Genomic DNA, 22,976 nt, shown 5'->3' on the forward strand with positions numbered 1-22,976 from the left:
AGGCATGCAGTTTATGTATCCTCAGATTATTCCCAGGAACGGGATGGTAATTAGGAATAACACCCATGCTGTTAAGCGTTCATTCAAGTATTCTGTGTTAAGGTCTGCACCGAATACTAAATATGGTAATAGCATTGTGATTGTACGAATTAAATTTCCCCTGATTTTGTTGTTTATTATTGGGCAGTTATCGTTTGCGTCTGCTGTTAATGCAGACAGCAATACAGCGGATAAAGGCTGGTTCACCACCTTCACGGATAACGTCGCGCAAACATGGAATGAACCTGAGCATTACGATCTCTATATTCCGGCCATTACGTGGCATGCACGTTTCGCCTACGATAAAGAAAAAACAGACCGTTATAACGAACGTCCGTGGGAGGCCGGCTTCGGTCAGTCTCGCTGGGATGAAAAAGGTAACTGGCATGGCCTATACCTGATGGCGTTTAAGGACTCCTACAATAAATGGGAGCCTATTGGTGGCTACGGCTGGGAAAAAACCTGGCGTCCGTTATCGGACGACAACTTCCGTCTCGGGCTGGGCTATACGGCAGGGTTTACGGCGCGTGATAACTGGAAATACATTCCTGTTCCGGTACTGCTGCCGCTTGCCTCCATTGGTTACGGTCCGGCGACGTTTCAGATGACCTACATACCGGGTACCTATAACAACGGTAACGTTTACTTTGCCTGGATGCGGTTTCAGTTTTAACTGAGTTTTTCTGCTAAATCGGCCAAAAAATGCACAGACATTGAAATGTAAAGAATAAAAATCGGACAGCGAAAATTAACGCGACTTTTGTCACTTTTTATCAAAGATCCGCTGGACAAAACGCCTCACAATTGTTGTACTGATACCCGACACAGCATTTGTGTCGTTTTTTAATGTAAAGGTAATTTTGATGTCTAAGATTAAAGGTAACGTTAAGTGGTTTAATGAGTCCAAAGGATTCGGTTTCATTACTCCTGAAGATGGCAGCAAAGACGTGTTCGTACACTTCTCTGCAATCCAGTCTAATGGTTTCAAAACTCTGGCTGAAGGTCAGCGCGTAGAGTTCGAAATCACTAACGGTGCCAAAGGCCCTTCTGCTGCTAACGTAATCGCTCTGTAATTCAGACGCGTCAGCAAGAATTTCAAAACCCGCTCAATGAGCGGGTTTTTTTCGTTCTGAATCAACCGATAAGATAGATCTTCAGGAAGCTGGCGACGATCGTGACGCTTAGCAATACCATACCTGCGCCTAAGAGATTTTCTTTCATGCTATCACCCTCGTTCAATATTGAGCCAAGAGTGACAGAGAAAAATTAAGCCAACATTAAGGTTGCCGTGCTTAATGTCCGCTGGCGGAGGAAAATAACCAGAATGCGATCGCAGTCATCGCAAACGAGCCAAGCATGTTAACGGCAATGTTCGTCAGCGCCCAGCCCATCCGGCCTTCCTGAAACAGAAACACCACCTCCGCAGAGAAGGTAGAAAACGTTGTTAAGCCGCCGCAGAAACCGGTTGTAATCAGAACCTTCCACATAGGGTCGATGTTGGTCATGCGATTAAACCAGGCCAGCCCCATCCCAATAATAAACGCCCCGATCAGATTTGCCGCCAGTGTCCCCATCGGAATGGCCTGATGCAGAGGGTTAAACCGCATGCTTAAGAGCCACCGCGCAACGCTACCCGTGCCTCCACCAATAAAAACGGCTATAAGTAGTTGTAACACTGTCAGTACCTGCTATTTGCTGTGTAAGTGCGTCGAGTGTAACGCTGTTTTTGACCGGGAGACAATTATGTATGTTGCAGTAGGGCAGTTCGCGGTGACGCCGGACTGGAATGAAAACGCGGAAAAATGCGTCTCCCTGATGCATGCGGCGAAGCAAAAGGGGGCGTCGTTGCTGGTACTTCCCGAGGCGTTACTGGCCCGTGATGATGGCGATCCGGACCTGTCGGTAAAGTCTGCGCAAACGCTGGAAGGGGCGTTTCTGAAACGACTGCTGGCCGAAAGCGTTGGCAGCGCGCTCACCACGATATTGACGGTCCATATTCCGTCCTCGCCGGGGCGCGCGGTGAACACGCTGGTGGCGATACGTGAGGGTGCCATTGTCGCGAGCTACGCCAAACTTCATCTGTATGATGCGTTCAGCGTTCAGGAGTCGCGCCTGGTCGATCCGGGGAGTGTAATTCCGCCGCTGATTGAGGTGGAGGGTTTTAAGGTTGGCCTGATGACCTGCTACGATATCCGTTTTCCCGAGCTGGCGCTGAACCTGGCATTGCAGGGGGCGGAGGTGCTGGTTCTGCCCGCCGCGTGGGTCAAAGGACCGCTTAAGGAGCATCACTGGGCGACGCTGCTGGCAGCACGCGCGCTGGATACCACCTGTTACGTGGTAGCCGCGGGTGAATGTGGTAACAAAAATATTGGGCAGAGCAGGGTTGTCGATCCGCTGGGGGTGACGGTTGTTGCGGCAGCGGAGACGCCTGCGTTATTGCTGACGGAGATAATTTCAGCCCGAATAGCGCTTGCGCGGCAGCAATTACCTGTTCTGCGCAACCGCAGGTTTGCGCCACCGCAATTAATGTGATGTTTTTTTCAACAATGCTTGATTCACCTTGTTACAGATTGCTATTGTGTGCACGCACCAAATGACCGTTAATACGTTCAGGTTTTTTGGCGGAATGCAGCCTGTTTCATGTAAAGAAGGTATTTATGGGTGAGATTAGTATTACCAAACTGCTGGTGGTTGCCGCACTGGTCGTCCTGCTGTTCGGTACCAAGAAGTTACGCACGCTGGGTGGAGACCTGGGTGCTGCCATTAAGGGCTTTAAGAAAGCAATGAACGATGACGACGCGGCAGCGAAGAAAAGTGCCGAAGATGACATCACTGCACAGAAGCTTTCACACAAAGAGTAATGGCAATGCTGCAAGGCTTGCATAAAAAAACCGGCTCACGAGGCCGGTTTTTTGTTTTACTGTAAATAAATTTTACAGCTTTATTTCACTTCTTCGCCCTTCGCCTGCATATCGGCGTGATAAGAGGAGCGAACAAACGGACCGCACGCGGCATGGGTAAAGCCCATCGCCATCGCTTCGGCTTTCATTTCATCGAACTCATCCGGGCTTACGTAACGCTGTACAGGCAGGTGGTGACGGCTTGGCTGGAGGTACTGGCCCAGCGTCAGCATGGTGACGCCGTGGCGGCGCAGATCGCGCATCACTTCAATGATCTCAGCGTTGGTTTCACCCAGGCCGACCATCAGACCAGACTTGGTTGGAATATGCGGATGGGCTTCTTTAAAGCGTTCCAGCAGCTTCAGCGACCAGTTGTAGTCTGCACCGGGACGTACCTGACGGTAGATACGCGGTACGTTCTCCAGGTTGTGGTTGAACACGTCTGGTGGCGTCGCGGTCAGGATATCGAGCGCGCGATCCATACGGCCACGGAAATCCGGCACCAGCGTCTCAATCTTAATGTTCGGGCTTTTTTCGCGGATGGCGGTAATACAGTCAGCAAAATGCTGAGCACCGCCATCGCGCAGATCGTCACGGTCAACGGAGGTAATAACAACATAACGCAGCGCCATATCGGCAATCGTCTGCGCCAGTTTTTGCGGTTCGTTAGCGTCTGGCGCAACAGGACGGCCATGGGCAACGTCACAGAACGGACAGCGGCGGGTGCAGATGGCACCCAGAATCATAAATGTCGCGGTACCGTGATTGAAACATTCAGCAAGGTTAGGGCACGAGGCCTCTTCACAGACAGAGTGAAGACCATTTTTGCGCATCGCCGCTTTGATCCCCTGGATACGCGAAGAGTCGGCCGGAAGTTTGATTTTCATCCATTCCGGTTTTCTTAACAGCGCCTCGCGCTCTGTAGCCACGTTTTTAACCGGGATAAGGGCCATTTTATCGGCATCGCGGTATTTAACACCGCGTTCCATCACAATGGGTTTACTCATAGCGTGCGTGTTCCAGTTGCGAATATCGAAGGAAAGCGTTTCAATTCAAGGGAATGTTGTAATTATCAACTATTTTTGAACGAACGACAGGCAGTATATCATTTAAAGGGGCGATAAAGCAGCCTGCCAGGTCGCCAATTTGTAAAATAGTTGTTGTTTTGTGCCTTTTGCCCCGCTTGCGGCAGGGGCTTGCGCTGAAAGGCGGGATCAGAAAGCCTGGCGGATCACGTTAATGACGTTTTCCAGCACCGGATCGCGCAGGCTTAGCTTGTTGTAATGCAGTGAGATTTCAACAGATTCCGTCGTAAGTTGACTCAATGGAATGCTCTCCAGCGGCCAGCATTTTTGAAGTAAAGCGAAGAGACGCACAGGCATAATACAGAGCAAATCGCTGCTGCCAATCAGGGCCGCGAGGGTAAACATATTGTAACTGCTGAAGCTGATCAGACGGTCCGGGAACAGTTCGTCAATACGCTGGCGCAGCGGATCCGGGCCCTGCCCCTCGGACATAAAGGTTGCATGTTCGTAATGACGCAAATTTTCAGGCGTCAAAGGTGCGCTCAATACAGGATGATTCTGACGACAAACGAGCGCCAGAGAGTCGGTATAGAGAACGTTATGCCCTAATGCTCTGGCCGCGAAGCTGTTGCTGTCGATGATCAGGTCCGTCTGGAATTGCGCCAGCTGAGTTTCCGGATCGTTAACGGGCACATTGCGGATCAGCAGCTGTGGCGCATGCTGTTTAACAGCCTGGTAAATAGCGGGCATGACCAGAACGCCCACAGAGGGAGAAGTGCCTATGGTGATGGTTCGTTGCTTATCGTAACTGCCGGTGAGATCCAGCGCGCCCAGAATCGATTCCAGACCCTGGCTGATGTACTCATGCAGATGGGTTGCGTACGCGGTGGGGGTTACGCCCTGGCCTTTACGAATAAATAAGGGATCGGGAAATATCGCGCGCAATTTTTGAATTGACTGGCTAATAGCAGAGGGTGTGAGATTAAGAATTTTCGCAGCATTAACGATACCTTTGTGGACATATACCGCCTCAAAAATAGTCAATAAATTGAGATCAATATTACGTAAAGTCCGGAAAATTTGCGGCTTATCTTCGCCGCTGGTTTCATTCAGGCGTTTGGCTGGTAAATTAGTAGGCTCCACGCTCTTACTCCGTATCCATTCACAATATGAATGATAGTTGAATTTATTTATTATGCTTGCAGAGATTAGTAAAGTGTTTCGTAAGTTTCCCTTGTTTATCGAAAACAAGCAGTTGGGTGATTATCACGCACGTTACACGATACCCGGTGATGGTACTATTAAGGTTCTAATTAATATGGGACGCTAATATATGGGCGACTCGAAAATATAGAATATGCGGTTTATTGTAAAGCGTAAATGCGGCAATTAAGCAGTGGCTGGTCAAATAACCGAACCACTGCCGGAAGTGTGTTAAGCAGCAATATATTCGTAGTCAGGATTGTTAAGCAGCGCTAAAAACTTCTTCAAAAGCACGGGGCGGATATTCTCAGGCGTGGCGGTAGCGACCCACTGGCGCATTTGCGTCATTTCCATACCCGCATACCCGCATGGGTTGATGCGCTGGAAAGGGGTCAGATCCATATTGATATTCAGCGCCAGCCCGTGGAACGAGCAGCCTTTACGGATACGCAGCCCCAGCGAACAGATTTTCTTCTCTCCCACGTAGACGCCCGGGGCATCGGCGCGAGGATGAGCGTCGATACCGTACTCAGCGAGCGTGTTCACCACGGTCTGTTCCAGTAAGGTCACGAGCTCACGTACGCCCAGCTTTCTGCGTTTCAGGTTAAGCAGGACATACATTACCTGCTGGCCCGGGCCGTGGTAGGTTACCTGTCCACCGCGATCGCTCTGGATCACCGGGATATCACCCGTCATCAATAAATGTTCGGCTTTTCCTGCCTGGCCCTGAGTAAACACCGGCATGTGTTCAACCAGCCAGATTTCATCAGGGGTGGTGTCATCGCGCATATCGGTAAAGTCATGCATAGCCTGAGAGACTGGCTCGTAAGGCTGTATCCCAAGATGGCGAACAAGAATTTTATCCTGGTACAAAAGGACGTCTCCGAAGACAAGGGAGAATAGGTAACGCGGAGTATATCACAGCGGGGAAGTGGGTTACCCGGCAAACCGGGTAACCGCAGAGGGACTACAGCACCATACGAACAATTTCGATATTGCCGAGCTCTTCGTACAGCGTCTCAACCTGCTCAATGTGTGTCGCAGTGATGGTGATTGAGACCGAGTGGTAATTACCTTTGCTGCTCGGTTTGACTGATGGAGAGTAGTCGCCCGGCGCATGGCGCTGTACCACTTCAACCACCTGATCAACCAGCTCAGGTTTCGCCAGACCCATTACTTTGTAAGTAAAAGGGGTAGGGAATTCAAGCAGTTCGTTAAGTTTGGTTTTCATGTCAGCTCCGGCGTGTGTGTAAAAAATAATAACTCCCGCCACGGGGCGGGAGTTTTACTGATACGTAGTATATGGGGATCAAAATCACACTTTCAAGTGTTCAATTTTTAACCAAACCAGTGATGGAACATCAGCTTAATGTAATCAATGATTTTGCCGAAGAAATTGCCTTCAGGAATCTCCTCCAGCACCACCAGCGGGCGTTGATCGATGGTTTTGCCATCCAGCTGGAAGTTGATAGTACCCACGACCTGATTCTTTTGCAGCGGGGCGTGCAGCTCGGTGGTATTCAGCACATAGCTGGCTTTCAGATCTTTCATACGACCGCGTGGGATAGTCAGATAGAGATCTTTGTCCACGCCCAGGGAAGCGCGGTCGTTATCGCCAAACCAGACAGGTTCAGAGGCAAATTCTTTACCGGCTTTCAGCGGGTTCACGGTTTCGAAGAAGCGGAAGCCCCAGGTCAGCAGTTTTTTGCTTTCCGTTTCGCGTCCTTTAAACGTACGCCCCCCCATCACGGCAGAGATCAGACGCATCTGGCCTTCAGTGGCGGAGGCCACCAGGTTATAGCCAGCTTTATCGGTGTGGCCGGTTTTGATACCGTCGACGTTCAGGCTGTTGTCCCACAGCAGGCCGTTACGGTTGGTCTGACGAATGCCGTTGAAGGTGAACTCTTTCTCTTTGTAGATAGAGTACTCGTTTGGCACGTCGCGGATCAGCGCCTGACCGATCAGCGCCATGTCACGCGCGGAGCTGTACTGACCCTCGGCGTCCAGGCCGTGAACGGTCTGGAAGTGGCTGTTTTTCAGACCCAGCGCGGAGACGTAGCTGTTCATCAGGCCCACAAACGCGTCCTGGCTGCCCGCGGCAAAATCAGCCATGGCCACGCAGGCGTCGTTACCGGACTGCAAGTTGATGCCACGGATAAGCTGAGAGACCGGAACCTGCATGCCAGGTTTCAGGAACATCAGCGATGAACCTTTGAACACGGGGTTGCCGGTTGCCCACGCATCGTTACCGATAGTCACCAGGTCGGTTTCTTTGAATTTACCTGCTTTCATAGCCTGACCGATAACATAGCTGGTCATCATTTTGGTCAGGCTGGCCGGATCGCGGCGGGCATCGGCGTTCTGTTCTGCCAGAACTTTGCCGGAGTTGTAATCAATCAGGATGTAGGATTCCGCGTCGATCTGCGGAACGCCAGGGATCATGGTCTTGATGTTCAGGTCATCCGCGTGAGCTGCGGAGAACGCAGCAGCGCAAAGGGCCGTGGTCAGCGCCATGCGCTGCACAAAACGAGCAGAAAAAGTGGTCTTCATGGTCAGAACTACGACATCCGTGATGGAATTAAAAAAGTGCCTTACTATAGCAAATGCTATACAGGCAGGCATCCGACTTTCATCATGAGAGTGTTAACGTGATTTACACAAACTGACATTTCGGATACCACCGAATAATTATTTTGCAACAGCGATAAACGACTGGAGCTGCGCCTCGCTCTGCAAACGCTGTTGCAGGGATGCTGCCTGCGATTTGCTGGCAAACGGACCCATCTGGATACGCCATACCGCACCGTTTTGCTCAACGCGGCCTGGCACGCCAAACTGTTTGCTTAAACGCTGCTGATATTGCTCTGCACGGGTCCGATCGCTGACAGCGCCAACCTGAACCACGTAGCTGCCGCTCGCCGTCGCAGGCGCCGCAGTCTGCGTAGCAGCAGGCGCGGTCACCGGGGCGGGTTGTGCAGCGGGTGCAGCAACGACGGGCGCAGGCGCTGGGGCAGGTTCATTTGATTCAATCACGCCCGGCGCTAACGTGGTGGGTGCGCCAAGGAAACCACTGCTTTTCACCGGGGCGCCTGTCGCGTCTTCACTTTGCAGCGTATCGTTGCTGATGGCGCGCACTACACCCTGAGGCTGCGCGGGCTCTGCCGGCGTTGAAGCCCCCCCCATACCACCGCTCAGATCCGGGCGAGCGGGCAGGGCATAGGTCTGTTTCGCTACCGTGGTACAGGCCGTGCCCGGGCCAGACAGCGAACCATCCTGCGCCACGATAATTGGGTCGATACGCACTTTAGTATTGTTTGAGGTGTTCAGACGGTCGGCCGCCGCGCGGGACAGGGAGATGACGCGATCGGTGCCGTAAGGACCGCGATCGTTGATACGCACCACGATCATTCGGCCATTCGCCAGGTTAGTGATGCGTGCATAGCTCGGAACAGGCAGCGTCGGGTGTGCAGCCGTGATCTGCATCGGATCGAAGGTTTCACCCGACGCGGTCAGGTTGCTGCCGGGCTCAGCGTCATAGATGGCAGCAAAGCCAGCCTGGCTGAAACGGGAAGGATCCTGAACGATTTTATAGCTTTTACCGTCGCGCTGATAATCCTGATTCACGCTGGCGTTCAGCGGTTCATAAACGGGATCGGCACCGCTAATCTCGACAATCGGGCCATTACAGACCGCAGGCTGCGGCGGCGCGACGGTTGCCTGTTGCTGACCATCATCACTTGTACAGGCGGCAAGTAAACTTGCTGCGATGCAGATCCCCAGCCACTGCTTACGCATTGCGATCCCCTTATTTTTATACGCTTTTGGACAACATTTTCCTGTGGGTATGGATCGACATGACGATACCAAACCCGGCCATCAACACGATCAGTGCCGAGCCCCCGTAACTCACCAGCGGCAGCGGTACGCCGACAACCGGCAGAATCCCACTCACCATACCAATATTTACGAAGACATAAACGAACAAAATCAACATTAATCCGCCTGCCATCACGCGACCAAAGGTGGTTTGGGCGCGTGCGGCAATCCACAAACCTCGCATGATCAGCAGCACGTAGAGTGCAAGCAGAACCAGGATGCCAACCAGCCCTAACTCCTCAGCCAGAACGGCAAAGATAAAGTCGGTGTGGCGTTCCGGTAAAAATTCGAGCTGCGACTGCGTACCGTGCAGCCAGCCTTTGCCGCGCAGGCCGCCGGAGCCAATCGCAATCTTCGACTGAATAATATGATAGCCTGCGCCCAGCGGATCGGTCTCGGGATCGAGCAGCATCATAACGCGCTGACGCTGGTAATCATGCATCAGGAAGAACCAGAGGATAGGAATAAACGCGGCAACCAGCACCACGGCGATACCAATCAGACGCCAGCTCAGGCCGGACAGGAACAGGACGAACAGGCCGGAGAGGGCGATAAGAATCGAGGTGCCGAGGTCCGGCTGTGCGGCCACGAGCAGCGTCGGCAGGAAAATCAGCACCAGCGCAATGGCGGTATTTTTCAACGACGGCGGGCAGACGTCGCGGTTAATAAAGCGCGCCACCATCAGCGGGACGGCGATTTTGGCGATTTCCGACGGCTGGAAGCGGACAATCCCCAGATCCAGCCAGCGTTGTGCCCCCTTCGAGATGGCGCCGAAAGCATCTACTGCCACCAACAAAATGATACAGAAAATATAGAGATAGGGCGCCCAACCCTCGTACACGCGCGGCGGTATTTGCGCCATCACCACCATAATAACCAGACCCATGGCGATCTGGCCGATTTTACGCTCCATCATGCCGATATCCTGGCCGCTGGCGCTCCAGATAACGAGGGCGCTATAGACCAGCAGAGCCAGCAGAATCAGCAGCATGGCTGGGTCGATGTGGATCTTGTCCCACAGCGATTTTTTATTCGGATTATCCGTCATGATTATTGGTCCTCCGCCGCAGCGGCTGCCGGGTTTTCAGCTGGCAGTTCGGTGTTGTTGTCACCCAGCATGATGTGGTCGAGGATTTGACGCATGATGGTACCCACCGCCGGGCCTGCGCCGCCGTTCTCCAGAATCATCGCCACCGCAACCTGCGGGTTATCATAAGGGGCAAACGCCGTCATGAGCTTGTGGTCACGCAGACGTTCGGCAATTTTATGTGCGTTGTAAGTTTCATTCGCTTTAAGACCGAAGACCTGAGCCGTACCTGATTTCGCGGCTACCTTATACGGTGCGCCAGCGAAATATTTGTGCGCCGTCCCGTTAGGGCGGTTGGCTACACCGTACATCCCGTCTTTCGCGATTTCCCAGTATCCGGAATGAATGTCACCCACCGGCGGCTCGTGCGGCTGTATCCATGGCACTTTTTTGCCGTCTTCAACGGTGCTTTGCAGCAGGTGCGGCACTTTCACGACGCCATCGTTGATGAGGATCATCATCGCCTTGTTCATTTGCAGCGGCGTTGCCGTCCAGTAGCCCTGGCCGATCCCCACCGGAATGGTGTCACCCTGATACCAGGGTTTTTTAAAGCGCTTCAGCTTCCATTCGCGGGTTGGCATGTTGCCGGAACGCTCTTCCGCCAAATCTATACCGGTGTAATGCCCGTAGCCGAACTTGCTCATCCATTCAGACAGACGGTCAATACCCATGTCGTAGGCGACCTGATAGAAGAAGGTATCCGCCGACTCCTCCAGTGATTTGGTCACGTTCAGATGGCCGTGGCCCCATTTTTTCCAGTCGCGGTAGCGTTTCTCAGAGCCAGGCAACTGCCACCAGCCGGGGTCAAACAGACTGGTATTACGGGTGATGACGCCCGCGCTCAGCGCAGACACGGCCACATACGGTTTAACCGTTGAAGCTGGAGGATAAACCCCCTGCGTCGCGCGGTTTACCAGCGGCGTGTTTGGATCGTTGAGCAGGCCGGAGTAATCCTTGCTGGAGATGCCATCCACGAAGAGGTTCGGATCGTAGCTTGGCATCGAAACCATCGCCAGAATGCCGCCGGTACGCGGGTCGGTCACAATAACCGCAGCACGGCTACCCGCCAGCAGCGTCTCGATATACTGCTGTAGCTTCAGGTCGAGCGTCAGATAGACGTCATGCCCCGCCTGCGGGGGCACCTCTTTCAGTTGTCGGATCACACGGCCACGGTTGTTAACTTCAACCTCTTCATACCCGGTCTGACCGTGCAGCACATCTTCGTAATAACGTTCGATCCCCAGCTTGCCAATATCATGGGTTGCGGCGTAGTTAGCCAGCTTGCCATCTTTATCAAGGCGTTCGACGTCTTTATCGTTGATTTTGGAGACGTAACCAATGACGTGCGTCAGCGCGGAGCCGTAAGGATAGTAGCGGCGTTTATAGCCTTTGACTTCCACACCGGGGAAACGGTACTGGTTAACGGCAAAACGGGCGACCTGCACTTCCGTCAGGTTGGTTTTTACCGGAATGGAGGTGAAGCGGTGAGAACGTGCGCGCTCTTTTTTGAACGCAGCGATATCGTCATCAGTCAGGTCGACAACGCTTCTCAGCGCGTTCAGGGTATCCTGCACGTTATCCACTTTCTCGGGCATCATCTCTATCTGGTAGATGGTGCGATTAAGCGCCAGCGGCGTGCCGTTACGATCGTAGATAATGCCGCGGCTGGGCGCGATGGGCACCAGCTTGATACGGTTTTCGTTTGAGCGGGTCTGGTAATCGGTATAGCGGACAATTTGCAGATTATAGAGGTTGGCGATCAGCACGCCGGTAAGCAGCAAAATCCCCGTAAAGGCGACCAGCGCCCGGCGCACAAACAGCGCGGACTCAGCCGTATAGTCGCGAAAAGAATTCTGTAGTTTCATCCGCTGCTTAAATTACCCTGGTCAGTCATTACTCGCGGTGATAAGGGTGGTTGGTAGTGATGCTCCATGCGCGATACAAACTTTCTGCCACGAGAACCCGTACAAGCGGGTGGGGCAGCGTCAGCGCCGAGAGTGACCAACTTTGTTCTGCTGCCGCTTTGCAGGCGGGAGATAACCCCTCTGGTCCGCCAATCAACAGACTGACGTCCCGACCATCCTGCTTCCAGCGCTCCAGTTCGTGCGCCAGCTGCGGCGTATCCCAGGGTTTGCCCGGGATATCGAGGGTCACGATGCGGTTTTTGCCTGCGGCAGCCAGCATCAGCTCTCCCTCTTTATCGAGAATACGTTTGATATCTGCGTTCTTGCCGCGCTTTCCTGCTGGGATCTCCACCAGTTCGAACGGCATATCTTTTGGGAAACGACGCAGATACTCAGTAAAACCGGTTTGTACCCAGTCCGGCATTTTGGTGCCGACGGCGACCAGTTGCAACTTCACGCATTAACCCCAGAGTTTTTCCAGCTCATACAGGCGACGACTCTCTTCCTGCATGACGTGGACAATCACATCGCCGAGATCGACAACCACCCAGTCAGCGGTCGCTTCACCTTCAACGCCCAGCGGAAGCAGCCCTGCCGCGCGCGATTCCTGAACAACATGGTCAGCAATCGAAACAACGTGACGAGTTGAGGTGCCGGTGCAGATGATCATGCAGTCGGTGATGCTGGATTTACCCTTAACGTCGATAGCGATGATGTCCTGACCTTTCAGGTCATCAATTTTGTCGATAACAAAATCCTGGAGTGCTTTACCCTGCAAGTTTTCCCCCTGGGTGAATGAGATTGTACAACTATGAATTCGTGGCCAGTCAGTATACCTGAACTGACGCCAGTCGCGGGACAAATGTCACCGCCCGGCTTTTGAAGGCGGGTATCATCCCACCCTCCGCCTGAGATTGCATCGCCATTTTTGTAAAACAATTTCTGTAAAGCAGCGATCGGCGGGAAAGTCTGGCAGCGGAGGATATCAGTATGGCTTAGCCTGTCAAGGCAGGATAATCATTAACGGACAATTTCGCCGGCGATGCTCAGACATCTGTACTTTTCTGATACAGACCGTGCGCAAGGATATAGGCCAGCACGGGCGAGGGGAGGAGATCGTCACAGTCTAAACCCTGCTGGAGACGCTCGCGGATGAGGGTCGCGGAAATATCAAACCACGGCGTTTCAGCGAGGTAAATTTTCCCGGCGGGGAGACTGTGCAGGTCTTCTATATTGTCCGTCAGATGTGCGTCAAGCCACTGCTGATGCTGCGCGTCGCGCATGGTCAGCGGGTAGCCCGGACGGCGGCAGACCAGCAGATGACTGTTTTCCAGAATGGTTTCGTACTGGTACCAGCTGGGAAAGTTGAGCAAGGAATCCTGGCCGATGATAAACGCCAGCGGTTTCATGGGCCCCTGCTCAGCGCGCCACTCCCGCAGCGTTTGCGATGTCCAGGAAGGGGTATCCCTGCGCAGTTCACGCTCATCCAGCGTGAAGAGAGGCTTATCGGCGATAGCCAGCGCGAGCATCGCTTTACGCTGCTCGCTGGTTGCTTCTGGCTGAGGACGGTGCGGCGGAACATTGTTGGGCATGATGATTACCCGCTGCAACCCAATCAAATTCGCGAGGATTTCTACCGGCTTAAGATGCCCATAGTGCACCGGGTCGAAGGTCCCGCCATACATTGCCTGTAAAGAATGCATATCACCCATCGATAAATACGTCTGCCAGCGCCTTATGGCAGAGCAGCAAAGAGAGACTCTCCAGCTCCGCCCAGACAGACTGACCGTAATCCTGTTTTAACGTCAGTTCGGCGCGCATCAGAAGTTGCACTGCCTGACGCAACTGCTCCTGGCTCAGGCGATTTATCGCCTCCGTTGTCATCGCCCGACGGTTTTGCCAGACGCGATGTTTGTCGAATAAGGCGCGCAGGGGCGTGTGTGCTGACTGGCGTTTAAGGTTGTTCAGCAGCAGTAATTCGCGCTGGAGCGTACGGAGCAGGATGACCGGCTCACTCCCTTCCAGGCGCAACTGTTGCAGGATGTGCAGAGCACGTTTACTTTTCGCCGACAGCAGCGCATCAACCCAGTGGAAGGGGGTAAAGTGCGCGGCATCATTCACCGCCTGTTCCACGCGCGGCAGCGTCAGCTTGCCATCGGGCCACAGCAGGGCGAGCCTGTCCAGCGCCTGCGCCAGTGCCAGAAGGTTGCCTTCGTAGCAGTAGCAAAGGAGCTGACTGGCGGCCTCATCCAGCTGCAAATTGTGCTGCTTTGCTCGCGCGGCAACCCATTTTGGCAGTTGCGCCTGCTCTGGAGTCTGGCAGGAGACAAGCACCGCACTGGGGGTTAGCCGGGTAAACCAGGCAGCGTTTTCCTGCGCTTTTGTGAGTTTGTTGCCGCGTACGATAAGCAGCAGATCGCCGTGTAACAAACTCACCAGCATAGCCAGCTGTTCATTGATGGCAGCGTTAGGACCATTCTCAGGCAGCAGGATCTGGATTGTCTGACGAGAGGCAAACAGGCTCATGGCCTGACAAAGCGAGAAGATAGCGTTCCAGTCGGTACTGTTATCGATCTGGAACGTATGATGCTCATCGAAACCCTGCGCGGCTGCCGCATGGCGAACCGCATCAAGGCTTTCCTGTAGTAACAGGGGGTCGTTGCCGAGTAGCAGATAGGCCGCGCGCAGCCCTTCGTTGAGCTGCGCGCGGAGTTGTTCAGGATACAACCTGATCATCAGTTACCCAGAGACGTTGGCATATCCGGCGTGCTGGCATCCGGTGTTTCGATAACGTCAGCGCCTTTTTTCGTCGACGCGGCAATGGCAGGCAGCCTGCGGATCAGCTGTTCCGCGGCCTTATCATACATTTCCTTGATGATAATCTGCTGTTCGGCGTCTTTTGCCAGCGCCGTCTGCGGGTTATCGAAGAACGAGCGGTAGACTTTGGTATTGATAGGGTAAATATCTTTACCTGGCATCAAGACGGCCGCATCAACGGTAAGCACCATCTGATATTCCGCCGTCCGCCCATCCTGGAAGATCGAGGCCGTATCTTGTGACAGCGTTGATTTCAGGACACGGAGCGAAGGAACATCCTGACGTAGGGTTCCCTTCTCGATCAGCTTAACATCGTTCAAACGCAGCTGGTTACGAATGGCCCGGCTCAGCGGTCCGTTCGGATCGGATGAGTCGAAGATCATCGTTTTCATCTGCGCAGGCACTGCCGTGGTGTTGCGCAGGTGCCAGCCGCAGCCAGCGGTGACAAGCACCGCCAGAGATAAGAGTATTGTTGCCAGTTGTCGCACGTTTCCTCCCGCGCTTAGCCAACGACCAGATTCAGCAGTTTACCAGGTACGTAGATCACTTTACGTACGGTAACGCCCTCAAGGTATTTAGCGACCAGATGCTCCTGGCCTGCGCGCTCGCGAACCTGTTCTTCGGTTGCGTCGACCGCGACGGTAATTTTACCGCGCACTTTACCGTTAACCTGCACCACCACCAGCGTGGTGTTTTCCACCATAGCGGATTCATCCGCCACTGGCCACGGCGCATTGTCGATATCGCCTTCGCCTTTCAGTTCCTGCCACAGGGTAAAGCTAACGTGCGGCGTGAACGGGTTCAGCATGCGAACGACCGCCAGCAGCGCTTCACGCATTAACGCGCGATCCTGCTCGCCATCCTGCGGGGCTTTCGCCAGCTTGTTCATCAGTTCCATAATAGCCGCAATTGCGGTATTGAAGGTCTGACGACGACCAATATCATCGGTGACTTTCGCAATAGTTTTATGAACATCACGACGCAGCGCCTGTTGATCTTCAGTCAGTGCAGCTACGTTCAGCGCTGGCGCATCGCCCTGAGAGGTGTGCTCGTAAACCAGTTTCCAGACGCGCTTCAGGAAGCGGTTGGCCCCTTCAACGCCGGATTCCTGCCACTCAAGGGTCATATCTGCCGGGGAAGCGAACATCATGAACAGACGCACGGTATCCGCACCATAACGCTCAACCATCACCTGCGGGTCGATGCCGTTATTTTTAGACTTGGACATCTTGCTCATGCCGGTATAAACCAGTTCATGACCTTCAGCGTCTTTCGCCTTCACGATACGGCCTTTCTCGTCGCGCTCGACAATCGCATCAACCGGAGAAACCCAGTTACGCTCGCCGTTCGCGCCAACGTAGTAGAACGCATCTGCCAGCACCATACCCTGACACAGCAGCTGTTTTGCCGGCTCGTCGGAGTTGACCAGGCCTGCGTCACGCATCAGTTTGTGGAAGAAGCGGAAGTAGAGCAGGTGCATGATGGCGTGTTCAATGCCACCGATGTAAATGTCTACCGGCAGCCAGTAGTTTGCTGCATCAGAATCCAGCATGCCTTCTTTGTACTGCGGGCAGGTGTAGCGCGCATAGTACCAGGAGGATTCCATAAAGGTGTCAAAGGTGTCGGTTTCACGCAGCGCTGGCTGACCGTTGACGGTGGTTTTCGCCCACTCAGGATCGGCTTTGATCGGGCTGGTGATGCCGTCCATGACCACGTCTTCCGGCAGGATCACCGGCAGCTGATCTTCCGGCGTTGGCATCACGGTACCATCTTCCAGCGTCACCATTGGGATTGGCGCACCCCAGTAACGCTGACGGGAAACGCCCCAGTCGCGCAGACGGTAGTTCACTTTACGCTCGCCCACGCCCAGGGAGGCCAGCTTGTCGGCGATGGCGTTGAAGCCCTCTTCGAAGCTCAGGCCGCTGAACTCACCGGAGTTAAACAGGGTGCCTTTTTCAGTCAGCGCTTGCTCAGAGAGATCGGGTTCAGAGCCGTCAGCAGCAAGAATAACAGGCTTGATGGTCAGGCCGTATTTGGTGGCAAATTCGTAGTCGCGCTGGTCGTGACCCGGCACGGCCATCACGGCGCCTGTGCCGTATTCCATCAGTACGAAGTTGGCGGCCCAGACAGGGATCGCTTCGCCTGTCAGCGGGTGAATAGCTTTAAAGCCGGTATCAACGCCTTTTTTCTCCATCGTCGCCATGTCGGCTTCGGCCACTTTAGTATTGCGGCATTCGTCGATGAAGGTCGCCAGTTCTGGATTGTTTTCTGCCGCTTTCTGCGCCAGCGGGTGACCTGCGGCCACGGCCAGGTAGGTCGCGCCCATGAAGGTGTCCGGGCGGGTGGTGTAGACGGTCAGGGTCTGATCGTAGTTCTCAACGTTGAAGGTAATTTCCACACCTTCGGAACGACCGATCCAGTTGCGCTGCATGGTCTTAACGGTATCTGGCCAGTGGTCCAGATTGTCCAGATCGTTCAGCAGTTCGTCAGCGTAGGCGGTGATTTTGATAAACCACTGCGGGATCTCTTTACGCTCTACTTTGGTGTCGCAGCGCCAGCAGCAGCCATCGATAACCTGTTCGTTCGCGAGAACGGTCTGGTCATTTGGGCACCAGTTAACGGCAGAGGTCTTCTTGTACACCAGGCCTTTTTTATACAGCTCGGTGAAGAATTTCTGCTCCCAGCGGTAGTATTCCGGGGTACAGGTTGCCAGCTCACGGCTCCAGTCATAGCCGAAGCCCAGCATTTTCAGCTGGTTTTTCATGTACGCGATGTTGTCGTACGTCCACGGAGCCGGTGCCGTGTTGTTTTTCACCGCCGCGCCTTCAGCAGGCAGGCCGAACGCATCCCAGCCGATAGGCTGAAGAACGTTTTTGCCCAGCATGCGCTGGTAGCGTGCAATCACGTCACCGATGGTGTAGTTACGCACGTGGCCCATGTGTAGTCGACCAGAAGGATAGGGAAGCATCGACAGGCAGTAATACTTCTCTTTGCTCTCGTCTTCGGTTACTTCAAAGGTGCGCTTCTCGTCCCAGTGTTGCTGGACTTTTGATTCTATCTCTTCCGGGCGGTATTGCTCTTGCATGGCAGCCAGTGGTCCTGTGTTCAATACAGCTACAAATGTAGCCAATGGATGTGGTAATTCAGATCCGCATAGCATAGCCCAAACGCCCGCGTCAAAACAGCCTTTCACGCAAATGCACTTTGCAGGAATTTACCGGGTCTGTGCTTCACCTGACAAAGCGGCGACGAAATAAGGTCTATTATTAGAGACAGTTACTTACCCGGGAGGCAAAATGATGAACAAGGTTGCTCAATTTTACCGTGAACTGGTAGCGACTCTGACGGAACGGCTGCGTAACGGCGAGCGTGATATCGACGCGCTGGTCGAACAGGCACGCGCACGCGTGACGCAAACGGGTGAGTTAACGCGAACCGAAGTGGAAGAGGTAACGCGCGCCGTGCGCCGCGACCTGGAGGAGTTCGCGCGAAGCTATGAAGAGAGCCAGGACGAGATCGCCGACAGTGTTTTTATGCGGGTCATTAAAGAGAGCCTGTGGCAGGAGCTGGCGGATATTACCGATAAAACTCAACTGGAGTGGCGCGAGGTGTTCCAGGATTTAAACCACCACGGTGTCTATCACAGCGGCGAAGTAGTGGGGCTGGGGAACCTGGTGTGTGAGAAGTGCCACCACCATATTGCCGTTTATACGCCGGAGGTGTTGTCGCTGTGTCCGAAGTGCGGGCACGACCAGTTCCAGCGTCGGCCGTTTGAGCCGTAGGTAAAAGCAAAACTGTTTGCACCCTCTCCCTGTGGGAGAGGGTCGGGGTGAGGGCATCAGGCCGCAGAATAATAAGCCAGCCGCTCCGCCAGCAAATCCACAAACGCTTCCCGATCGATATCCACCATCACCGTGGTATTCGGCTTGTTTCCCGTTAGCGAGTAATAGTCCACCACCGTCATTCCCTGGGTATATTTCCCCTGTGTTTCCACACCAACCCAACGCTCGACCGTGGTAAACATTTCCGGCTTCAGCAGCCAGGCGATGGTGCATGGGTCATGCAGCGGGGCGCCGTGGAAGCCCCACTTCTCGGCTTTGTGATACTCCATAAAGAAGTCGAGCAGCTCTGCCACGGTCGTTGCAACCGGGTTGCCCACAGAACGGAATCGTTCAATGTCCTGCGCCATAATTTGTACGCGGTGGGTAACGTCCAGCCCCGCCATCACAATCGGCAGGCCCGACTGGAAGACGATTTCCGCGGCTTCCGGGTCAACGAAGATGTTGAACTCTGCTGCTGGCGTCCAGTTCCCCAGCCCCATTGCCCCGCCCATGATGACGATACGGGCGATGTTGCTGTGCAGTTCAGGATGGCTGTTCAGCAGCAGCGCTACGTTGGTCTGCGGGCCGGTAGCCACCAGCGTCACGGGCTCTGCGCTCTCACGCAGCACCTTCGCCATGAGCTCGACGGCAGTGCAGTTTTGCGGTGCGAAATCCGGCTCCGGCAGCGCCGGACCATCCAGCCCACTTTCACCGTGAACGTTATCCGCAATGATCAGCTCGCGCATCAGCGGCTTAACGGCGCCACCTGCGACAGGAATATCGGTGCGTTTCAGCAGCGTCAACATGCGCAACACGTTTCGCAAGGTTTTATCCGGCGTCTGGTTTCCGGCGGAGGAGGTGATAGCTTTTACGTCCAGTTCAGGGGAAGCAAGAGCAAGGACGAGTGCGATCGCGTCATCATGACCCGGATCGCAGTCGAGAATAATTGGCTGTGCCATAGCGTTCTCCATTCTCAGCATTATTTGTGACAAGGTTAACGCTGTGATGTGAAGCCGAATAGAAAAAGAGATCTAAATCGTGAAGCAGTGCGCAATCCGCAGATTGCGCACTAAAAAGATTAATGCAGGATTTTGGCGAGGAAGTCTTTTGCACGTTCAGATTTAGGATTTGCGAAGAACTCTTCTTTTGGTGAGTCTTCAACAATTTTCCCTTCGTCCATGAAGATCACGCGGTTGGCCACTTTACGGGCGAAGCCCATTTCGTGCGTCACCACCATCATGGTCATCCCTTCGTGCGCCAGCTCCACCATGACGTCCAGCACTTCGTTGATCATCTCAGGATCGAGCGCGGACGTCGGCTCATCAAACAGCATAGCCACCGGATCCATGCACAGCGCACGCGCGATTGCCACACGCTGCTGTTGGCCGCCCGAAAGCTGCGCCGGGAACTTATCCGCATGTGCAGACAGCCCGACGCGTTCCAGCAACTTCAGCCCCTTTTCGCGCGCCGCTTTTTTGTCGCGCTTCAGCACTTTCACCTGCGCCAGCGTCAGGTTCTCAATGATGGAGAGGTGAGGGAACAGCTCAAAATGCTGGAACACCATCCCTACGTGGGAGCGAAGCTGGGCAAGGTTGGTTTTGCGGTCATTCACTTTGGTGCCGTTAACGACAATCTCGCCCTGCTGGACAGGTTCCAGCCCATTAACGGTTTTGATAAGCGTGGACTTACCGGAACCGGACGGACCGCATACCACCACCACATCGCCTTTTTTCACTTCTGTTGAGCAGTCGGTCAGCACCTGAAAGTGCCCATACCATTTAGAAACATTTTTCAGGGAAATCATTATACCGTCCTTTTCTTCAGCCAGCTGACCAACAGCGATGCGCTTAAACTAATCACAAAATAGACCCCGCCCGCGAAGAGGATCATCTCAACCTGCGTTCCGTCACGTTCGCCAATGGTGGAGGCGGTACGGAAGAAGTCTGCCAGACTCAGCACGTAGACCAGGGAGGTATCCTGGAACAGGACGATGCCCTGCGTCAGCAGCAGCGGAACCATGGCGCGAAACGCCTGCGGCAGAATAATGAGCTTCATAGACTGCCAGTGCGTCATACCGAGCGCCAGCGCAGCGCTGGACTGCCCGCGCGAGATACTCTGAATACCGGCGCGGATGATCTCTGAGTAGTAGGCGGCTTCAAACATGGAAAACGCCACCATGGCAGAGATCAGGCGGATATCGGTCTTTGGCGACAGTCCCAGTACGTTCTGTAAAAAGCCGGGAACAATCAGATAAAACCACAGCAGCACCATGACCAGTGGAATGGAGCGGAACACGTTAACGTAAGCCGTGGCAAACCAGGCGAGCGGCTTAAAGCTCGACAGGCGCATCACTGCCAGCAGGGTGCCCCAGACAATACCGACGATAATGGCGATAACGGTGATCTTTAAGGTGATTGCCAGTCCATCCAGCAGATAGGGCATGGAGGGAACAATGGAACTCCAGTCAAAATCGTACATTTATTTGCCCCCCAGATTGCCCGGCAGGCGTACTTTGCGTTCAACCAGGTTCATCACCAGCATGATGAATGCGTTAATCAGAACATAGGCGAGCGTGATCGCCGTGAAGGATTCCCATGCGTGAGCGGAATAATCCAGCAGTTTGCCCGCCTGCGCCGCCATATCTACCAGACCAATGGTTGAGGCGATAGCCGAGTTTTTTACCAGGTTCATCATCTCGGACGTCATCGGCGGAACGATGACGCGGTAAGCGTTCGGCAGCAGTACGTAACGGTAGGCCTGAGGCAGAGTCAGGCCCATCGCCAGTGCCGCATTCTTTTGCCCGCGCGGCAGTGACTGTATGGCGGCACGTACCTGCTCGCAGACGCGCGCAGCGGTGAACAGCCCCAGACACAGCATAGAGGAGACAAAAAATTGTACGTTAGGATCCAGCTCGGCCTTAAACCACATGCCGAGATCTTCCGGCAGCAGTTCCGGGATCACCAGATACCAGGTAAAGAACTGCACGATCAGCGGAACGTTACGGAACAGTTCCACATAGAGCGTGCCAATCGAAGAGAGAAAACGGTTAGGGACGGTACGCAGAATACCGAACAGCGAACCGACAAGAAACGCGATAATCCACGCCGTTATCGATAATGCAACGGTAACCTGAAAGCCGCTCCACAGCCAGCCGAGATAGGTGGTGTTGCCGAACGGGGCTTGTTGCAGAAAGATGCCCCAGTTCCAGTCAATTGACATAGTAAACTCCAGAAAAAAAAGGGTAGCAGCGCTACCCTCGAAGATTGGTGAGAAGCTCAATTTTTGCGCTGAGTGGGGAACGACCACTCAACGTATAGTCTGTCCATGCTTCCCGACAATCGAGAGGGCAGGAGATCCCGCCCCTGTCGTTCTAATTAGTTAAGAGCTTTGTCGTTTGGTGATTTGAACAGCGCTTTCATGTCGTCAGACAGTTCAAAGTTCATGTTCAGGTTTTTTGGTGGAATTGGGTTCTTGAACCATTTGTCGAACCATTTTGCCGCTTCGCCGGAGGTTTGCGCCTGAGCGATGGTGTCATCGATCAGTTTCTTGAAGTCCTCGTCACCTTTACGCAGCATACAGCCGTAGGCTTCTTTCGACTGGGCGGTACCGACGATTTCCCAGTTGTCTGGTTTCTTCGCCTTGGCGCGCTCGCCTGCCAGCAGAGCGTCATCCATCATAAACGCGACGGCACGGCCGCTTTCCAGGGTACGGAAGGAGTCGCCATGGTCTTTCGCGCTGATGATGCGCATGTCCATTTTCTTTTCGTCGTTCAGCTTGTGCAGCAGCACTTCGGACGTGGTACCGGAGGTCACAACAACCGCTTTGCCTTTCAGGTCAGCAAAATCTTTGATGTCGCCGCCTTTCTTCGTCAGCAGGCGGGTGCCCACAACGAAGATGGTGTCCGAGAAAGCGGCCTGTTTCTGACGCTCAAGGTTGTTGGTGGTTGAGCCACATTCAAAATCAAATGTGCCGTTTTGCAGCAGAGGAATACGGTTCTGTGAAGTGATGGGGATCAGCTTCACTTGCAGGTCAGGTTTGTTCAGCTTTTTCTTCACGGCTTCAACGATGGCGTTGGAGTAATCCTGTGAATAGCCCACGACTTTTTGCGTGTTGTCGTAGTAAGAGAACGGGACAGAAGATTCACGGTGGCCGACCACGATCACGCCGTTTTTGGCAATCTTGTCGAGAGTGCTTCCTGCTGCCGGAGCGTCTTCAGCGTGGACAACCCCCGCAGACATTCCCATAACCAGCATTGCTGTGGCCAGTTTACGTAATTGCATACCCAACTCCTTTCTTATCAGCGC

Annotated in this window: 25 protein-coding genes; 5 read left to right on the forward strand and 20 right to left on the reverse strand. The window is 53.9% G+C overall.

Annotated features, from left to right (window positions below):
- The first annotated feature begins 136 nt into the window (after nt 1-136).
- Both pagP and cspE read left to right on the forward strand, forming a co-directional pair.
- The gene (gene pagP, locus O1724_RS06730; protein ID WP_479983948.1) at nt 137-712 is read left to right on the forward strand and encodes a lipid IV(A) palmitoyltransferase PagP; all 576 of its coding nucleotides are present in this window, start codon (nt 137-139) and stop codon (nt 710-712) included.
- 190 nt (nt 713-902) lie between these two features.
- Entirely contained in the window at nt 903-1,112 is a 210-nt protein-coding gene (gene cspE, locus O1724_RS06735; RefSeq protein WP_002439184.1) for a transcription antiterminator/RNA stability regulator CspE, read from the forward strand.
- 219 nt (nt 1,113-1,331) lie between these two features.
- Here the strand turns inward: cspE and crcB are convergent, their stop codons facing one another.
- Nucleotides 1,332-1,715 (reverse strand): fluoride efflux transporter CrcB, encoded by a 384-nt coding sequence (crcB, locus tag O1724_RS06740; protein ID WP_017382474.1) that lies wholly within the window; start codon nt 1,713-1,715, stop codon nt 1,332-1,334.
- 67 nt (nt 1,716-1,782) lie between these two features.
- Between crcB and O1724_RS06745 the strand changes: the two genes are divergently transcribed.
- Together O1724_RS06745 and tatE are read left to right on the forward strand one after the other, a co-directional pair.
- On the forward strand, nt 1,783-2,571 hold the full coding sequence (locus O1724_RS06745) for a deaminated glutathione amidase (RefSeq protein ID WP_050870439.1): 789 nt from the start codon (nt 1,783-1,785) through the stop codon (nt 2,569-2,571).
- 125 nt (nt 2,572-2,696) lie between these two features.
- Complete coding sequence (gene tatE, locus O1724_RS06750; RefSeq protein ID WP_003858723.1) at nt 2,697-2,900, forward strand: twin-arginine translocase subunit TatE; 204 nt, start codon at nt 2,697-2,699, stop codon at nt 2,898-2,900.
- An 80-nt stretch (nt 2,901-2,980) separates the two neighbouring features.
- Here the strand turns inward: tatE and lipA are convergent, their stop codons facing one another.
- From lipA to leuS, 14 genes are all read right to left on the reverse strand, one after another.
- Entirely contained in the window at nt 2,981-3,946 is a 966-nt protein-coding gene (gene lipA / locus O1724_RS06755; protein ID WP_006809637.1) for a lipoyl synthase, read from the reverse strand.
- Between the two features lie 207 nt (nt 3,947-4,153).
- Complete coding sequence (locus O1724_RS06760) at nt 4,154-5,107, reverse strand: YbeF family transcriptional regulator (protein ID WP_023315623.1); 954 nt, start codon at nt 5,105-5,107, stop codon at nt 4,154-4,156.
- A 291-nt stretch (nt 5,108-5,398) separates the two neighbouring features.
- Entirely contained in the window at nt 5,399-6,040 is a 642-nt protein-coding gene (lipB, locus tag O1724_RS06765; RefSeq protein ID WP_022650601.1) for a lipoyl(octanoyl) transferase LipB, read from the reverse strand.
- 94 nt (nt 6,041-6,134) lie between these two features.
- Complete coding sequence (ybeD, locus tag O1724_RS06770; RefSeq protein ID WP_003858718.1) at nt 6,135-6,398, reverse strand: DUF493 family protein YbeD; 264 nt, start codon at nt 6,396-6,398, stop codon at nt 6,135-6,137.
- A gap of 107 nt (nt 6,399-6,505) precedes the next feature.
- Nucleotides 6,506-7,717, reverse strand: a complete 1,212-nt coding sequence (gene dacA / locus O1724_RS06775; protein ID WP_003858714.1) for a D-alanyl-D-alanine carboxypeptidase DacA — start codon at nt 7,715-7,717, stop codon at nt 6,506-6,508.
- A gap of 138 nt (nt 7,718-7,855) precedes the next feature.
- Nucleotides 7,856-8,962, reverse strand: coding sequence for an endolytic peptidoglycan transglycosylase RlpA (rlpA, locus tag O1724_RS06780; protein ID WP_126296968.1), 1,107 nt, complete (start codon nt 8,960-8,962; stop codon nt 7,856-7,858).
- A 16-nt stretch (nt 8,963-8,978) separates the two neighbouring features.
- A complete protein-coding gene (gene mrdB, locus O1724_RS06785) occupies nt 8,979-10,091 on the reverse strand; it encodes a peptidoglycan glycosyltransferase MrdB (protein ID WP_015571139.1) in 1,113 nt (370 codons plus the stop codon).
- 2 nt (nt 10,092-10,093) lie between these two features.
- On the reverse strand, nt 10,094-11,995 hold the full coding sequence (mrdA, locus tag O1724_RS06790) for a peptidoglycan DD-transpeptidase MrdA (RefSeq protein WP_015571138.1): 1,902 nt from the start codon (nt 11,993-11,995) through the stop codon (nt 10,094-10,096).
- Between the two features lie 28 nt (nt 11,996-12,023).
- Nucleotides 12,024-12,491 (reverse strand): 23S rRNA (pseudouridine(1915)-N(3))-methyltransferase RlmH, encoded by a 468-nt coding sequence (gene rlmH / locus O1724_RS06795; protein ID WP_003858701.1) that lies wholly within the window; start codon nt 12,489-12,491, stop codon nt 12,024-12,026.
- Between the two features lie 3 nt (nt 12,492-12,494).
- Nucleotides 12,495-12,812 (reverse strand): ribosome silencing factor, encoded by a 318-nt coding sequence (gene rsfS / locus O1724_RS06800; protein ID WP_003858696.1) that lies wholly within the window; start codon nt 12,810-12,812, stop codon nt 12,495-12,497.
- A 268-nt stretch (nt 12,813-13,080) separates the two neighbouring features.
- Nucleotides 13,081-13,746, reverse strand: a complete 666-nt coding sequence (gene nadD / locus O1724_RS06805) for a nicotinate-nucleotide adenylyltransferase (protein WP_032608857.1) — start codon at nt 13,744-13,746, stop codon at nt 13,081-13,083.
- Nucleotides 13,739-14,770 carry a DNA polymerase III subunit delta gene (gene holA / locus O1724_RS06810; protein WP_100154326.1) on the reverse strand — a complete coding sequence of 344 codons (1,032 nt, stop codon included), beginning with the start codon at nt 14,768-14,770 and terminating at the stop codon, nt 13,739-13,741. Before holA ends, nadD begins: the two co-directional genes overlap by 8 nt.
- Nucleotides 14,770-15,339, reverse strand: coding sequence for an LPS assembly lipoprotein LptE (gene lptE, locus O1724_RS06815; protein ID WP_022650604.1), 570 nt, complete (start codon nt 15,337-15,339; stop codon nt 14,770-14,772). The genes holA and lptE overlap by 1 nt, the downstream gene beginning before the upstream one ends.
- 14 nt (nt 15,340-15,353) lie before the next feature.
- A complete protein-coding gene (gene leuS, locus O1724_RS06820; RefSeq protein ID WP_022650605.1) occupies nt 15,354-17,936 on the reverse strand; it encodes a leucine--tRNA ligase in 2,583 nt (860 codons plus the stop codon).
- 214 nt (nt 17,937-18,150) lie between these two features.
- Between leuS and O1724_RS06825 the strand changes: the two genes are divergently transcribed.
- Complete coding sequence (locus O1724_RS06825; RefSeq protein WP_003858689.1) at nt 18,151-18,633, forward strand: zinc ribbon-containing protein; 483 nt, start codon at nt 18,151-18,153, stop codon at nt 18,631-18,633.
- A 56-nt stretch (nt 18,634-18,689) separates the two neighbouring features.
- On the opposite strand, the gene rihA is transcribed toward O1724_RS06825, so the two are convergent.
- From rihA to O1724_RS06850, 5 genes are all read right to left on the reverse strand, one after another.
- Nucleotides 18,690-19,631 (reverse strand): pyrimidine-specific ribonucleoside hydrolase RihA, encoded by a 942-nt coding sequence (gene rihA, locus O1724_RS06830; RefSeq protein WP_126296967.1) that lies wholly within the window; start codon nt 19,629-19,631, stop codon nt 18,690-18,692.
- Nucleotides 19,632-19,750: 119 nt separating this feature from the next.
- Nucleotides 19,751-20,476, reverse strand: a complete 726-nt coding sequence (locus O1724_RS06835; protein ID WP_006809622.1) for an amino acid ABC transporter ATP-binding protein — start codon at nt 20,474-20,476, stop codon at nt 19,751-19,753.
- The gene (gltK, locus tag O1724_RS06840; protein WP_003858686.1) at nt 20,476-21,150 is read right to left on the reverse strand and encodes a glutamate/aspartate ABC transporter permease GltK; all 675 of its coding nucleotides are present in this window, start codon (nt 21,148-21,150) and stop codon (nt 20,476-20,478) included. The genes O1724_RS06835 and gltK overlap by 1 nt, the downstream gene beginning before the upstream one ends.
- A complete protein-coding gene (gene gltJ, locus O1724_RS06845; protein ID WP_015571133.1) occupies nt 21,151-21,891 on the reverse strand; it encodes a glutamate/aspartate ABC transporter permease GltJ in 741 nt (246 codons plus the stop codon).
- A gap of 155 nt (nt 21,892-22,046) precedes the next feature.
- Nucleotides 22,047-22,952, reverse strand: a complete 906-nt coding sequence (locus tag O1724_RS06850) for an amino acid ABC transporter substrate-binding protein (protein ID WP_003858681.1) — start codon at nt 22,950-22,952, stop codon at nt 22,047-22,049.
- Between the last annotated feature and the right edge of the window lie 24 nt (nt 22,953-22,976).

The organism is Enterobacter cloacae complex sp. HYC074_NIDB (assembly GCF_056673345.1).

Excerpts from the sequence above, each read along its gene's own strand:
- holA (WP_100154326.1), bottom strand. The coding sequence starts at position 14,770 with ATGATCAGGTTGTATCCTGAACAACTCCGCGCGCAGCTCAACGAAGGG.
- cspE (WP_002439184.1), top strand. The coding sequence starts at position 903 with ATGTCTAAGATTAAAGGTAACGTTAAGTGGTTTAATGAGTCCAAAGGA.
- nadD (WP_032608857.1), bottom strand. The coding sequence starts at position 13,746 with ATGGGTGATATGCATTCTTTACAGGCAATGTATGGCGGGACCTTCGAC.
- dacA (WP_003858714.1), bottom strand. The coding sequence starts at position 7,717 with ATGAAGACCACTTTTTCTGCTCGTTTTGTGCAGCGCATGGCGCTGACC.
- tatE (WP_003858723.1), top strand. The coding sequence starts at position 2,697 with ATGGGTGAGATTAGTATTACCAAACTGCTGGTGGTTGCCGCACTGGTC.
- O1724_RS06745 (WP_050870439.1), top strand. The coding sequence starts at position 1,783 with ATGTATGTTGCAGTAGGGCAGTTCGCGGTGACGCCGGACTGGAATGAA.
- mrdA (WP_015571138.1), bottom strand. The coding sequence starts at position 11,995 with ATGAAACTACAGAATTCTTTTCGCGACTATACGGCTGAGTCCGCGCTG.
- mrdB (WP_015571139.1), bottom strand. The coding sequence starts at position 10,091 with ATGACGGATAATCCGAATAAAAAATCGCTGTGGGACAAGATCCACATC.
- O1724_RS06850 (WP_003858681.1), bottom strand. The coding sequence starts at position 22,952 with ATGCAATTACGTAAACTGGCCACAGCAATGCTGGTTATGGGAATGTCT.
- rihA (WP_126296967.1), bottom strand. The coding sequence starts at position 19,631 with ATGGCACAGCCAATTATTCTCGACTGCGATCCGGGTCATGATGACGCG.
- rlpA (WP_126296968.1), bottom strand. The coding sequence starts at position 8,962 with ATGCGTAAGCAGTGGCTGGGGATCTGCATCGCAGCAAGTTTACTTGCC.
- gltK (WP_003858686.1), bottom strand. The coding sequence starts at position 21,150 with ATGTACGATTTTGACTGGAGTTCCATTGTTCCCTCCATGCCCTATCTG.
- O1724_RS06835 (WP_006809622.1), bottom strand. The coding sequence starts at position 20,476 with ATGATTTCCCTGAAAAATGTTTCTAAATGGTATGGGCACTTTCAGGTG.
- lipA (WP_006809637.1), bottom strand. The coding sequence starts at position 3,946 with ATGAGTAAACCCATTGTGATGGAACGCGGTGTTAAATACCGCGATGCC.
- ybeD (WP_003858718.1), bottom strand. The coding sequence starts at position 6,398 with ATGAAAACCAAACTTAACGAACTGCTTGAATTCCCTACCCCTTTTACT.
- O1724_RS06825 (WP_003858689.1), top strand. The coding sequence starts at position 18,151 with ATGAACAAGGTTGCTCAATTTTACCGTGAACTGGTAGCGACTCTGACG.
- gltJ (WP_015571133.1), bottom strand. The coding sequence starts at position 21,891 with ATGTCAATTGACTGGAACTGGGGCATCTTTCTGCAACAAGCCCCGTTC.
- leuS (WP_022650605.1), bottom strand. The coding sequence starts at position 17,936 with ATGCAAGAGCAATACCGCCCGGAAGAGATAGAATCAAAAGTCCAGCAA.